Raw genomic sequence first — 14,685 nt, 5'->3', positions numbered from 1 at the left:
TTATTAAAATTCACATTTGATATTAAATCCGAAACTCCGGGTTGTAGGAACTCCGTACACTTCAATACCCTGATTATCGTTGCCGGTCGAAAGGATTAAATCCGGATCGAACGGTGCTTTTTTGTATAGGAAAAAGAGGTTGCGAGCAACGAAAGAACAATTAATCTGGCTGAAAACTTTTGTCGCTGCAATCCATTTGTCCGGTAAACGATATCCTAAAGAACATTCGCGCAGTCGGATATTCGTGGCATCGTACATATAATATTCGGTGACACCGGCGCGGCCGGCTACAACTTTTTTATAGAAACCTTCCACATCCTCTATTTTATGACCTTCCAACATGATATAACCGGCGTCGCGGGCATCGGCAGTCTCTTTTGTGACACCAAACAGGTCCATATCTGCTTGAGTTTGTGAAAGAAGATCTCCTCCGAAACGACAGTCAATCAAAAAGGAGATGTCCATATTCTTATAGCTGAATGTGTTTTGCCAACTTAATGTAAGTTTAGGATTACAGTTTCCTACTTTTATTAAATTCCCTTCTCCTTCCACTTGTGGTAAACCTTTCTTTTCTCCCTCTGTTTCATACAAGATTTTTCCATTGGAATCACGACGGAAAGCTTTGCCATAGATGTCACCGAAAGAACCGCCTTCTTTCAATTTCATCGCATAACTGGATGAGAAACCGCTGGGACCGTAAACAAATACCGGTAATTCTTCGTGTAAACTAATTACTTTATTTTTGTTTGTTGCCAAGTTTAATTCGCTTTTCCAGTTAAAGGTCGTACTAATGAAAGGTTGTCCCGTAAGGTTTACTTCCCATCCTTTATTTTGGATATCGCCGGCATTCACATAACGATACGCATATTTATCTCCGGACTTTGCCGGAAGTTTGAAGAATTGGTTACGTGTGTTAGTCTTATACCAAGTTGCACTGAGACTGAGCTGATTATTGAAAAAACGCCATTCGGTTCCAAGTTCGACAGAAGTAGTCATTTCCGGTTTCATATCTTCGAAAGGAGCAGCATCTGCATATTCTATTTCACCACCTGCTCCGACATGTGAGACAGGATTGGTCACATATAAAGGAATATCATTACCAACCTTACTCCACACTGCCCGTATTTTAGAAAATGAAATCCAAGTGGGAAGGGGCAGCATTTTATTTATAATCCAGGCTGCTCCGACCGAAGGATAGAAGAAACCGGATTTTTCATTGGGGGTATATGCTAATGTACTGGACCAGTCGTTACGGGCAGTCAAATCTGCTATCAGACTTTCCCGATAGTTAATTTGGGCTGTGGCAAACAGGGATTGTAATTGTCGGCGAGCATCAATCTGCTGGTCTATATAAGCTCCTCCATCCATATTGATGTTGGTAATATTAAAGACATTGGCATATTTGAGGGAGGCTATTTTGGAATCATAGCGTAGGGAGTTGACAGTTTTATCGTTAATACTGGCTCCTAGTGCTGCATTGACAGAGAATTGTCCGAATTTCTTTTCGAACATTCCCATGATATCTCCGTAAAACATTGTTTCTTCATAATCCATTTCAATGTAACGTCCGTTTTCTCCGGCAAGAGCAGGTGCTGTAGATGCATAGAATTTTTGGCGTATCTTATCCGACGTATTATCGATACTTCCGCGTGCTTGGATTTTCAGATAGTCTGTGAGTCTGAGGTCAGCGGAAAGTGAGGCCATTGTCCGGTTGCGGACATCTTTACTCTGTATCCGGTTGATAACCCAATACGGATTTTGTTCGAAATCTTCAGTGGCAGAATGCCAGTTTTGCACGTTCAGGTTGCGGGAAGCATCCCAAACTTCAAAATTATTTTTATATTCCGAAATGTCTTTGCCACGCGGAAAGCGATAAAGTCCGACCAGTGCGTTCATATAAAATCCTCCGCTGGGGTTCCGGTTGTTGATAGTCTGACGAGCCAAATTGACATTTGCGTCTAGTTTAAGCCGGTCATTAAACAGGCTACTTGTTTCCCTGAAATTAATGTTGTGCCGGTTCAGTTTGTTATGTTCGATGATACCTGTCCCTGTCGTGTTGGCATACGAGAAGTAGGTTTGATACCGGCTGTTTCCTGTGCTCACAGATAAAGAAGTAATGGAGGTGAGTCCTGTCTTAAAAAAGTCACCGGCATTATCATAGACGGGCATTTCTTGTTTATCGCCCCAACTTTCCACTTGATTGCTTTCACCATATCTGTTTTGGAACTTTGGGAGGCAATATGCTTTATCGAATGTCAGATTTGTAGAAAAGGTGATTTTTCGCATGTCTTTACTTCCTCTTTTAGTGGTGATGAGGATAACTCCATTTGCGGCTTGGCTACCGTATAAAGCTGCTGCTGGAGAACCTTTCAAGATGCTGATATTTTCAACATCTTCGGGATTCAGATTAGAAATACCGTCACCTCCGTCCCGATTTCCGGCATCAGCCGTCCCGCCTATAGCTGTATGGGCTTGTTCGTTGGAGGTATTCAGGATGGGAACACCGTCTATCACATATAGCGGTTGATTGTTTCCAATGACAGAGCGGATACCGCGCATTAGTACTTTTGCGGAACTGCCTGCTCCGGATGAGGTTTTGTTCACTTGCATACCGGCCACTTTTCCGGCCAATGTTAAAATCATATTCGGCTCTTTAATCCGGGTCAATTCCTCACCGTCCACCTGTTTTGCCGAATAGACAAGTGTGGCTTCTTTCTTTTCAAGACCAAGAGCCGTGACGATGATGTCGTCAAGTAATATTTCTGATTCTTCCATTATTATGTGGAAGAAGTTTTGTCCTTGAAGAGCTATTATCTGTGGCTTGAATCCGATAAAAGAGATAGAGAGTGCGCTATTCTCATCCACAGATAAAGAAAAGTTTCCGTTTGCATCAGTGATAACACCGTTGGTAGTGCCTTTTTCAATAACATTTGCTCCGGCTAAAGGATTTTCATTGGTATCTACAATTCTGCCGGAAATCTTTATTTTCGATTGAAATATGCCGGAACCGAAGTTTTTTCCCGGTTCCGGAGTGTTTCCCCCGTATGTCTGTACTGATACAAGCAACAGAAACAATAAGAAAAGTTTTTCGTAGAAAATTTTCATATCGCTTATTGGTTGTATTTGATTTGCATACAAAGATAAACGATTCTTTTATTTTAGCAAATTTTAGTCGAAAATGCTGAGGTTCCACTTGTCCATCCATTTGAGTACCGGAAGTCCGTTCTCGAATTGAATGGGAAGCCATATATAACGGGCATCCGAAGGATGTTTCGGTGTCCAGCGATCGGCCATAAAGATAAATGCATCCTTTTTTCCGGCAACAGGCAATATGTAGGTACTTTGAGAGTGAAATGTCAGATTGGCATCGTCTCCCCGGCAGGGGTTAGGGTGTTGTTTCCAAGGTCCCCAGATAGAAGAGGCTGTAAACATGCGTGCTTCATTCGGGTCCCAACCGGTACACCCAGATGTAATTAGATAATAAATTCCATTTTTTTTGAAAATGGCAGGGGCTTCGTTGTGTCCACCAGGGAAGATGCGGATGTATTTGCCGGTATGACTCTGGTAATCGTCGGATAGTTCGGCTATTTGTAAAGTCAGGTTTTCTTCTGACGAATAAATGTGGTAAGCCTTTTTGTCTTGGTCGACAAATATTGTCATATCGCGTGACATTTGGCCTCCTGCATGGTCGCGTCTGTTAAAGAGTCCTTCCTCTACAGCCTGTCGCCATTCCGGAGTCCACCATTTTTCGAAGTCCTCCGGTTTCACGGTTGATGTACGTTCTGTTTCCGACATATTGTCCGGCCATTTCCCGGCACAGGGACGATACGAGTGGATAAAACGGTAAGGGCCTGTTACCTTATCGCTAACGGCAACACCTACTCGGGCGGCATCATAGCCTTTCCCTTTTAGTTCAAGATGGAACCACATGACGTATTTATTTGTCTTTTCGTTGTACACTACTTTAGGACGTTCCAGTACACAACCTTTTTCTATATCACTTCCGGAGCCATCAGGCATGACTGCAAGGGCGATGCCTTCATTCTTCCAATCAGTCAGATTCTTGGAGGAATAGCAAGTAACACCTTTTAATGCAGCACTTGTTTTTTCGCTTTTATGTTCACCGAACCAGTAATAAGTCCCATTGGAATAGAGTATTCCGCCTCCATGTGCATTCACATGAATACCCTGCTCATCCGGCCAAATGGCACCTGGCTTGATATCCTGTGCTTTTACAGACAGGAATAGGGTACTAAGTAAAAAAGAATAAATTATTGATTTCATACTAATAAATTGGGTTTAATGAAAAAGGGGTATCAAAAGAATTTCTTGCACAAAACTTTTGATACCCCTTTTTATGTGATTAAACGACCGGAATATACAACCGGTTGTTTGATTTCTTAGAATAATTTGTTAGGATATTCACCGGCATCAACTAAAGCCTGAATTTTATCGACAACGCCCTGACGATCGGCAGCATAGGTTACACCGAACCATTTGGAAGTCGTATCCAAAACTTTTACAGAAGCAATTCCTTTTGTAATCAGCTCGTTTACAACCAACGGAATGAAGAATTCACTTTTTGGCTTATCAATATTTTCTTTCAGGAAGTCAATGAAATATTTTTCGGAATGTTCAAAATAATCAGGTGTGAAACCCCACATATTCATGGATACAGGAGTTTTTTCTTCCAAGACTACTTTGTTGCCGTTTTCATCCTTAAATTGGATTTCTCCGTCTATTTTTTCGATGGCAGTACGTTCTACAACACCTGTCAGGTAACCTTCTGCATTTGTTTCGCAAACGCCACGTGCCACGGAACCACTTTCGCTCAACGTATTTCCTACTCGGTAACCAACCATGCAGTAATCATTTTTCTTTCCATCCATTTCAGACAAAGCTTTTCCCAGCACGGCGAAGCTGTCACGGCCATAGAAGTCATCTGCATTGATAACGGCAAACGGTTCTTTGATGACCTTGCTACCCATCATGACGGCATGGTTCGTTCCCCATGGCTTTTCGCGCCCTTCCGGACATTTGAAACCGGCTGGCAAATCATTTAAATCTTGGAAAACAACTTCTACGGGAATATGATTTTCGTATTTGGAAATGATTTTTTCACGGAAATCTTTTTCAAATGATTTACGAATAACAAAAACCAACTTTCCAAAACCTCCGCGGATAGCGTCGAAAATAGAATAATCCATGATTGTCTCTCCATTGGGACCCAGACCGTCCAACTGTTTTAATCCTCCATAACGGCTACCCATTCCGGCAGCTAATACAAATAATGTAGGTTTCATAATTTTATGTTTATATAATAGTGTTTGTGTTTTCGCTGTACAAAAGTAGGAAATTATTGATAATAAGGAATTGAAAAGAGAGAAATTAATTGAACGAGTTCTCTGTCAATGGTAGGAAGTGTCGGTACCGTTTGTGCCGACACTTTTTAGCTCGTTGGGGCTTTTCTGTTTATTTTACTTCCAAAACAACAATTGATTTAGCCGGCAGAGTGACTTTCAACTGTCCTTTTTCGACTTTAGCACCATTAAAAGCAACCGGTTTTACAAATTCCGGTTTTTCAAAAGTGTTGTGGTCATTAATGGAGCCGGAAGTTAAAATGCGACCACTGACAGAAGCTATTTTCTGGTCTTGTAAATCGATGGAAACAGTTTGAGGGTTGTCAACATCTACATTTGCCAGTGAGATATGAATAAGGCCGTTTTTATCTTTGGAAGCTGAAGCACTAAGCATTGGAACTTCCCGATTATCACGTACTTTTGCTTTGTCGCAAATCAAATCCATAGGAAGAAAAGTGGCATCCTGATGAACTTTGTACATTTCGAATACATGATAGGTTGGAGTCAACATCATTTTCGAACCATTTGTTAATATCATGGATTGCAAAACATTGACAATTTGTGCAATATTGGTCATACGGACACGATCTGTATATTTATGGAATACATTCAGGGTAAGGGCGGCAACAAACGCATCACGCATAGTATTTTGCTGGAAAAGGTGTCCATTGATAGTTCCCGGTTCTTCGTCCCACCAAGTACCCCATTCGTCAACCATCAGCCCAATGCGTTTTTGCGGATCGTATTTATCCATAATCTGGATATGTTTTTTCACGACATCTTCTATTTCGAGACATTTTCCCATAGTCCAGTAATAATCGTCTTTATTGAAATCCGTGGCGGAACCTTTGCTTCCGTTCCATCCGGTAACGGTATAATAGTGTAGTGAAATGCCGTTCATACGGCCACCTACATTTTTCATCAGCGTTTCTGTCCAGCTATAATCATAATCACTGGCTCCGCTGGCAATCTTGAAAAGGCGGTTTCCATCATAATTGCGGCAATATGTGGAATAACGGCGGTATAGGTCGGCATAATATTCCGGACGCATACTTCCACCACAACCCCAGCTCTCATTTCCGATACCGATGAATTTTACTTTCCAAGCTTTATCGCGACCGTTTTTACGACGCAGACGGGCCATAGGACTGTCGCCTTCGGAAGTCATATATTCAACCCATTTGGCCATTTCTTCTACGGTACCGCTACCCACATTGGCACTGATATAAGGTTCGCAACCAATCAGTTCGCAAAGATTCAGGAATTCATGGGTGCCGAAGCTATTATCTTCAATAGTTCCTCCCCAGTTATTGTTGACCATTTTAGGGCGGTTTTCACGTGGACCAATACCGTCCATCCAGTGATATTCGTCTGCAAAACAACCTCCCGGCCAGCGAAGATTAGGAACTTGGAGCTGTTTCAGAGCATTCAATACATCGTTTCGATATCCCTGTGTATTGGGTATATCCGAATCCGGACCAACCCAGAGACCACCGTAAATACAGGTCCCAAGATGTTCGGCAAACTGTCCGTAGATATGTTTACTGATTTGTTGTGTTCCTTGTTGCGGGTAGATACGGATATTCGCATCTTTTTGTGCAAACAAAGGTAATGTGGCCGCAGTCAGCAGGCTGATTAATAATGTTTTCATGATGAGTGATTTAAAAAATTATTTATTTATGAATTTTGTACAGTATGGATGTGTGAGGAGGCAATTGAACAGAAATAAGGTCGGAGGTGGTTCCTTTGTCTTTGTTTTGCCACATTTCCGTCAATTTATATTCTCCTTGCAGGTCGAGTTCCTTTAAAGTAGTGGAGACTTCTGTTGGCTTGTCTCCCAGATTGAAAAGAGCCAGATATACATCTTTCGTATTTGCATTTACAGAGGTAATGGCTACTTTACCGTCTTGTTGGAAAAGTTGGCGGACATGGCTTCCGTAGCGGTGCATATCCAACACATTTTTATTTGTTAGTAACGAAAGGGTAAAGTCGTCATTGCTGGGCAAATCTCCTCCGAACATCAAGGGGGAACGGAAGATACAGAACAGGTTCATTAGCGTATATTGTTCCTCTTTTGAAAGACGTGTCATGCGGTCTTCACCCCGTTCTCCCCGAATGGAGATACGTCCGAGTGGAATCATATCGCAATCCGGCCAAGTTCCAGCCATAATATATGGATACCATTTTTGGCAAACTTCAAATAAATGAGTAATATGTGGCCATGTATCCCACACATCATCTACCATTCGCCACATGTTGGCATGTGCACTGACATGTGTAGCTTTTTCTACAGGTGTTTCTCCGGGTGAAGTACTTAATACGATGGGACGGCCGCAGTGGTCGATAGCTTTCCGTATCAGTTCGATTTCCTTTTGATGATAAGGGCGGGAGAGGTCGTCTATTTTGATGAAATCTACGCCCCAAGAGGCATAAAGCTCGAAGATTGAGTTGTAATACTCCTGTGCACCGGGTTTGTCGGCTACTATCGTGTAATTGTCTCGTAACCAGCTACATTGCAATTCGGTAGAGTAAATCTGGTCAGCAGTGATATTTACAGTCCCTTTGACTGGTAGTTTCTTGTCTACGGCTTCTTTAGGAATCCCACGCATAATGTGAATCCCGAATTTAAGCCCTTTATTGTGTATATAATCTGCAAGCTCTTTAAAACCTTTACCATCCTTGGCTGAAGGAAAACGATTTACGGCAGGTTGATAACGCCCGTATTCATCTATAACATAGTGCGGATCGGTTTGGTTGTAACCCCCGGCTTTGTCGTTTTCAACAAACCAGCGGATGTCTACTACTACATATTCCCAACCGTAAACTTTTAGTTTCTCGGCCATATAGTCGGCATTTGCTTTTACTTCAGCTTCCTCTACGGTCGGCCCATAGCAATCCCAACTATTCCATCCCATAGGAGGGGTTTGTGCCCATTCTTTAAATTCGCCAGATTTGAAAGGTTCCGATTTCTGTATCGGTTTCCTTTCTCCACACGCATTGTAAAGCAATATAAATGTGGCAATCAATAAGAGCTGTTTTTTCATGATATATTGACTTTTGATTGTTTTCGTGTCAAAAGTACGTTATATTTTTAAACAATCATTTACTGATAGTTATAAAAAATATGAATTATTGTTCAATTTACTCTTATTGATTGCGCAAAGGTATAAACAGGCCTGTTTTAGTACATGTTTACGACAAAAGTAGTCAACGATTTTGCCGGACTTGTGTAAGTGATAGTTTTCTCTTTTGCACGAATAGCAGGAAGTTTGGCACAATCTTCTGTTTTGCTGGTACGCCAATTATCGATATGTCTTATTTTTTGCTTGAATTTATTCAGATTTATGAGGCGATGATTTGCCTCATTTGTTGTATTTAATACAGCAATGACCAATTCTTTTCCAGAAGGGGAAATAGCTGCAAATGTTTGTTTGTTGCCCGTTTCGATACAGGTATATCCTTGTTTGAAGAAACGGGTGATTTGCATGCGGACATATAGGTTTTTGACAGATTCATATTTTTGCGTTTTAAAATTACCACGCAGTATACACCATACATCGTTGTTTTCCTCCATCAATTGCCAGTCCAACCAAGCTTGAGGGCGCATGATACGCATGTCATCAAACAGTTTTTGTGCCAATAGTAGATTACTATCGAAACCATTACCTTCACTGGGACCGGTTTCCGATTGCCAGAAAGGTTTCTCTGATTTTTGGATAAGTTCACAAACCTCTTTACGTTGAGCGTCTGTACCAGAGTAGGTATGGGTGTTAAGTTGTCCGAGTTTATCCCAAATGTCACCGGCTGCCTGATAAGCTTTTTGGACAATAAGAAATTGTTCGAGATTTGTTTCATCAGAGGCGGAAAGTACTGTTGTTAATCCTGATTGTTTCAGTTTGGGGTACAACATGCGGATAATTTTAATTTGGCTTTCGGGGTCGAAATGGCATCCTTCTTGACTTCCTTGGGCATACCAGTAATTGGAATAAGATTCATTGAAAGGTTCCAGTGTCTTAAAATCAATATCATAAGCCGATTTGTAATGTTTGCATACCTCTAACAAATAGTCGCAAAACATCTCATAATATTCTGGTTTCAGATTATCTTCTTGCGGATTGACATTCCCGGCAGCACAACCACTATAAGTCATCCAATAAGGAGCTGAATTTGAAAAGGCTTCAAAAATTGCGTCCGGGCGCTTTTCTTTAATTTTAAGTAGAATAGTACGTTGTCCTTTATCGGCAGTCCAATCGTATGGGGCAGTAGGAGATGCTTTGAAACCTTCCATTTCGGCACGTTTCCCTTTTCCTTTTACCATATGTCCGTCGGCATGTGAAGGATCATCGCCTCCACCGATATTATAGCGAAAAATGTTCATATTCAATTTGTCGGGAGAAGTAATCAAATCAACAATTTCATCCACTTTCTTTTCATCCCAGTTTCCCACTTGGGCGGCCCACCAGCAAAGGGAACTTCCCCAGCCTTCAATCGTTTGGTAACGTTGCTCCGGATCGATAAGAATAAATTTATCAAATCCATCTAACGGCTCGGATGCTTGGATTTGCAAGAGGCTACCGATGAATAATACGATACCTGGTAAAAAAGATTTTGTTTTCATTGTATATAAATTTAATTGTTAATTTGTATGCTTGAAAGTGCCAATATTCCTGCTTGCCCTTTAGCTTGATAATTATGGTATCAAACATGGAAAGCAAGCAGGTTGTCTATGTTAGAAGTTGAATGGTGTCATTTTTGCATATGCCTTGAAATCCTTAATCATGCCCGGATAGCCCTCTTCGGCACGGGGCAGATAGCGGAAACCGCTGATTACAACATCCTCGCGCAGGTCGATAACCACCTGATGCGGATATTTGGCACGATAAGTAGTGCTCCAATAGGTCGATTCTTGTAAATCGAAAATTTTATCGGCTGTGAAATTACCACCCTGTGTCTCTTCGCTGTCTGCATAAGCTATCTGCCAATGCTGGCGGGAGAGTGGTTTACCGTTTTCGTCTAATAGATAAAATTCGGCAATAGCTGCATTTTCTTTCCCGTTCTGTGCATTCAGTGCTTCAAGGCAGAAATAACGAGCCTTAACAGGTGTGTCGAATTTTACATCCTGCCAACCATTACCTGGTTTCAGAGAACCCTCTATAATCGGTTTTTCATCCTGTAATTTCAGGTTTTCACCTTCTTTTCGGTGTGTCATGGCTGCTTCGGGACGAAGCATATCCAAAATAGGTTTGCTTAGACCGGTGACAGTCGCTTTTTCCGGGCCTTTCAGGTCAAGAACGATAATTTCATTTTTCCCTTTTTTCAACCAACAACCCGGCATGAACAGCGTTTGTTGCGGTCCGATTTCCCAAAAACGGCCCATTGCAATACCATTCACCCAAACCATTCCTTTTCCCCAGGTTTGCATATCGAGGAATACATCTCCCCGTTTTTTCAGATTGAAAGTGGCGCGGTAGTAAGCCGGTCCTTCGATTTTCTTGCCGGGAGCATATTTTTTATCTTTTACAAAAGAATAATCAACCGGTAAATTATACACTTTCCAATCTTTTAATTCCTTGGTAGAAGTTTCGCTGATAAGTTCTACTTTTTCAGTGATACCTTTCCGGTCATGGATTGCTTTGTCGAAATTGACGCGTCCCATGGCTTCAATCAAGATATCCAACTGAGTACCAGCAACCAGAGCGGGCAACTTGAGCGAATATTCTCCACGACGTCGGTCCAGGCGCCCCAACAGTTTACCATTTGCAAATATTTGTGCCCAATCATGTACTTCCGTGATTAGTAGCGTTGTTCCTTCTGTAACAGCCGTAGGCAATGTCGTACGGTACAGGATACTTCCCCAACCTTGGTCGAATTGTTCCATCGGTTTGATATCTTGTGATATTTTCGGTTCCGGCAGGTTCTCAAATAACGGAGCTACTTCTTTTAATTCGAATTCCGGTATTTCAATTACGGGATATGGGGCCGGTATTTCAGCTTGTTTTTCTCCAGGAGCCATGTAATTGGCAAGTAGTTCGCGCAATTTGGCATATTTCGGCGTGGTCCAGCCGGCTTCACTGATAGGTGCGTCATAATCGTAGGAACTGCACATGGCGGAATAAGCCGGGCTGTTTGCTCCTCCCCAATGGCCGAAAGTTGTTCCTCCATGTGTCATATAAAGGGAGAAAGATATATTACGGTCCAACATATCACGGATACCTGCTACCATCGTTTCGGCATCACGTGTTTCATGTTTACGTCCCCAATGGTCGAACCAACCGCTCCAGAATTCACTGCACATCAGCGGTGTATTGGGACGAACCTCTTTCAGTTTTTTGAATTGTTCGTCAATATTGGCCCCTGTTCCGAAATTGACCGTCCAAATCAGGTCTTCGAGTGCATTATTCAAGAAATTGGAGCTCCAGTCACACTGGAAGAGCGGCACATCCGTAAAACCTGCATTTTTCACAATGTCACGGATATTTGCAATATAATCTTTATCAGTAGCATACGACCCATATTCGTTTTCTACTTGAACCATGATGATGTTGCCTCCCCGGTCAATTTGTAAATCTGCCAATTGCTTTCCGATTTCATTCATGAATAATTTAGTACGTTCCAGGAAATAGGAATCGTTAGTACGTAACTTAATGTCATTTTTTTTAAGTAGCCACCAAGGTAGGCCACCCATTTCCCATTCTGAACAAACATAAGGACCTGGGCGTAGCATAATGTACATACCATGTTTCTGTGCCAAACGGCAAAAAGCAGCGATATCATTCTGTCCGGTAAAATTGAATTCTCCCGGTTTTTGTTCGTGGATATTCCAGAAGGCATAAATACAAATCGTATTCATGCCCAGAGCTTTACATAGTTTAATACGATGTTCCCAATATTCGGCCGGAATGCGCGTGTAATGAATTTCGGCGGCTTTGATGACAAATGGTTTTCCATTCAGCAGAAATGTCTTATCGCCGATGGAAAATGTGTTTTTGTTTGCAGGATTGTTGCTGTAACCAACCAGACTAATTGTGAGTAATGTAACCAACAAAAGAGTGGCTTTTAGTAGATGCTTCATGTTATAATTTAAGTTTAAGATATTTTCAGGGACTAAAATTACATAAAAATGTTCATTTGTACACTTGTTTTAGGTATTATATGAAAAAATAGTGCAGTTTCACTCTATTTGTATACCTTATTACGTACCTTTGCATGATATAAATAAACGTTGAACAAGAATGAAAAAGTTAATGGTAATTCCACTTGTCGCGGCCGGTATGGTCACATGGGTGGGCTGTAGTGAGACCCCTGTGAAGGAGGCGGTAAAAGCTGAAGCTATCAATCTGGCAAATCTGGATACAACTGTAGCTCCCGGCACTGATTTCTACCAATATGCCTGCGGAGGATGGATGAAAAATAATCCTTTAAAACCGGAATATTCCCGTTTTGGTACATTCGATCAGTTAAGAGATAACAATCAAGAACAAATTCGTTCTCTGATTGAAGAGTTAAGTGCTGCTCCGCAGGAAAACGGAAGCGTGGCACAAAAGATAGGTTTGCTATATTCAATGGGCTTGGATAGTACGAAATTGAATGCTGATGGCTACGAACCAATCAAGGAACAATTAGCGGAAATTAAAAGACTGGCTACAAAAGATGAAGTCTCAAAAATGGTTGCAACCCTGCATAAAGAGGGGATGGCGCCTTTCTTCTCTTTATACGTGGGAGCGGACGAGAAGAATAGTTCGATGAATATTGTTCAGTTGTATCAGGACGGATTGGGCATGGGTGATCGCGATTATTACCTTTTGGATGATGAAGCTACGCAAAAAATGAGGGATGCCTACAAAGAATATATAACCCGTTTATTCACCCTCGTCGGCAGTTCTCCCGAGCAGGCGGATGCTGCTGTTCAAGCTATTATGAAGATAGAAAAAGGAATTGCAGAAATCTCATTTAGCCGTGAAGATTTGCGGGATTCTCAGAAAAATTATAATAAACTATCCATCGAGGAGTTTAAGGCAGATAATAATCCTTTGAATTGGGATATTTATTTCGAAAGCTTGGGACTAATGGATATTAAATTCTTGGATGCCAAGCAGCTTCCCTTTTATAAAGGTTTGGAAGGTTTATTGAACAACACTTCTTTAGACGAGCAGAAATATTATTTGACTTTCAACCTCTTGAGTGCCGCCGCCCCTTATTTAAGCGATGATTTTGTTGCAGCCGGTTTCGATTTCTACGGAAAGGCTATGTCCGGCCGTCAGGAACAGCAACCGCGTTGGAAACGAGCCTTGTCTACTGTCAACGGTTCTTTGTCTGAAGCGGTAGGCCAGATGTATGTTGCCAAATATTTTCCGGCATCTTCCAAAGAAAAAATGCTGAAGATGGTGGGCGATTTACAAAAAGCGTTGGGGGACCGTATCGCTGGTCTGGAATGGATGAGTGATGCTACGAAAGCCAAAGCACAGGAAAAATTGGCTGCCTTTATCGTTAAAATAGGTTATCCTGACAAATGGCGCGATTATAGCGGGTTGGAAATTAAGAACGACTCCTATTGGGCAAACGTTCGCCGCTCTAATATCTTTGAAGTAAATTATATGCTGGCAGATGTAGATAAACCGGTTGATAAAGCCCGCTGGGGAATGAGTCCGCAGACGGTCAATGCTTATTACAATCCGACTACAAATGAAATTTGTTTCCCGGCAGCAATCTTGCAACCGCCTTTCTTCAATCCGGAAGCCGACGATGCTGTCAACTACGGGGCTATCGGGGTTGTTATCGGTCATGAGATGACACATGGCTTTGATGACCAAGGGCGTAATTATGATAAAGATGGAAACCTGAAAGATTGGTGGACTGCTGAAGATGCCGAACTTTTTACCCGGCGTGCCGACCGTCTGGCTCAGCAATATAGTGATATTATTGTTGTGGACAGCGTTCATGCTAACGGGCGTTTCACATTAGGAGAAAACATAGCCGACCAAGGTGGTCTGATGGTTGCTCACTTGGCTTATCTGAATTCCTTGCAAGGTAAAACTCCTGCTCCTATCCAAGGTTTTACCAACGAACAGCGTTTCTATCTGGGCTATGCGAATTTGTGGGCACAAAATATCCGTCCGGAAGAAATTCTTCGCTTGACGAAAATAGATCCGCACTCGTTGGGGAAATGGCGTGTTAATGCTGCTCTTCGTAATATTGATGCTTTCTATTCTGCATTTGGTATCAAAGCGGGGGAACCGATGTACATGCAATCGGCTGAACGAGTCGTTATCTGGTAAATACTTCATCCGCAGGAAACAAATATTACACGGGCAGGGGACAAAAGTTT

General features: G+C 41.9%; 8 protein-coding genes. 1 reads left to right on the top strand and 7 read right to left on the bottom strand.

All coding sequences use genetic code 11. The features are described 5' to 3' along the window. Nucleotides 1-3: 3 nt before the first annotated feature. The 7 genes from DW103_RS03960 to DW103_RS03930 form a co-directional block, all read right to left on the bottom strand. Entirely contained in the window at nucleotides 4-3,105 is a 3,102-nt protein-coding gene (locus DW103_RS03960; RefSeq protein WP_122274371.1) for a SusC/RagA family TonB-linked outer membrane protein, read from the bottom strand. A 63-nt stretch (nucleotides 3,106-3,168) separates the two neighbouring features. Next, entirely contained in the window at nucleotides 3,169-4,284 is a 1,116-nt protein-coding gene (locus tag DW103_RS03955; protein WP_122274370.1) for a glycoside hydrolase family 43 protein, read from the bottom strand. Nucleotides 4,285-4,400: 116 nt separating this feature from the next. Further along, the gene (locus DW103_RS03950; RefSeq protein ID WP_122274369.1) at nucleotides 4,401-5,303 is read right to left on the bottom strand and encodes a nucleotidyltransferase; all 903 of its coding nucleotides are present in this window, start codon (nucleotides 5,301-5,303) and stop codon (nucleotides 4,401-4,403) included. Nucleotides 5,304-5,472: 169 nt separating this feature from the next. Beyond that, nucleotides 5,473-7,011, bottom strand: a complete 1,539-nt coding sequence (locus tag DW103_RS03945; protein ID WP_122274368.1) for an alpha-N-arabinofuranosidase — start codon at nucleotides 7,009-7,011, stop codon at nucleotides 5,473-5,475. Nucleotides 7,012-7,033: 22 nt separating this feature from the next. Continuing rightward, a complete protein-coding gene (locus DW103_RS03940; protein WP_122274367.1) occupies nucleotides 7,034-8,404 on the bottom strand; it encodes a glycoside hydrolase family 27 protein in 1,371 nt (456 codons plus the stop codon). 137 nt (nucleotides 8,405-8,541) lie between these two features. Then, nucleotides 8,542-9,978: a glycoside hydrolase gene (locus tag DW103_RS03935; protein WP_122274366.1), complete on the bottom strand. Its 1,437-nt coding sequence runs from the start codon at nucleotides 9,976-9,978 to the stop codon at nucleotides 8,542-8,544. 111 nt (nucleotides 9,979-10,089) lie between these two features. After that, the gene (locus DW103_RS03930; RefSeq protein ID WP_122274365.1) at nucleotides 10,090-12,432 is read right to left on the bottom strand and encodes a beta-galactosidase; all 2,343 of its coding nucleotides are present in this window, start codon (nucleotides 12,430-12,432) and stop codon (nucleotides 10,090-10,092) included. A 160-nt stretch (nucleotides 12,433-12,592) separates the two neighbouring features. On the opposite strand from DW103_RS03930, the gene DW103_RS03925 reads away from it, so the two are divergent. Continuing rightward, nucleotides 12,593-14,635 carry a M13 family metallopeptidase gene (locus DW103_RS03925; protein WP_122274364.1) on the top strand — a complete coding sequence of 681 codons (2,043 nt, stop codon included), beginning with the start codon at nucleotides 12,593-12,595 and terminating at the stop codon, nucleotides 14,633-14,635. Nucleotides 14,636-14,685 lie beyond the last annotated feature (50 nt).

Origin of the sequence: Parabacteroides sp. AM08-6 (assembly GCF_003473295.1) — a bacterium.
Classification (GTDB): Bacteria; Bacteroidota; Bacteroidia; order Bacteroidales; family Tannerellaceae; genus Parabacteroides.
The sequence above is the reverse complement of the archived record's forward strand: the minus strand, read 5'-3'. Positions and strand labels throughout refer to the sequence as shown.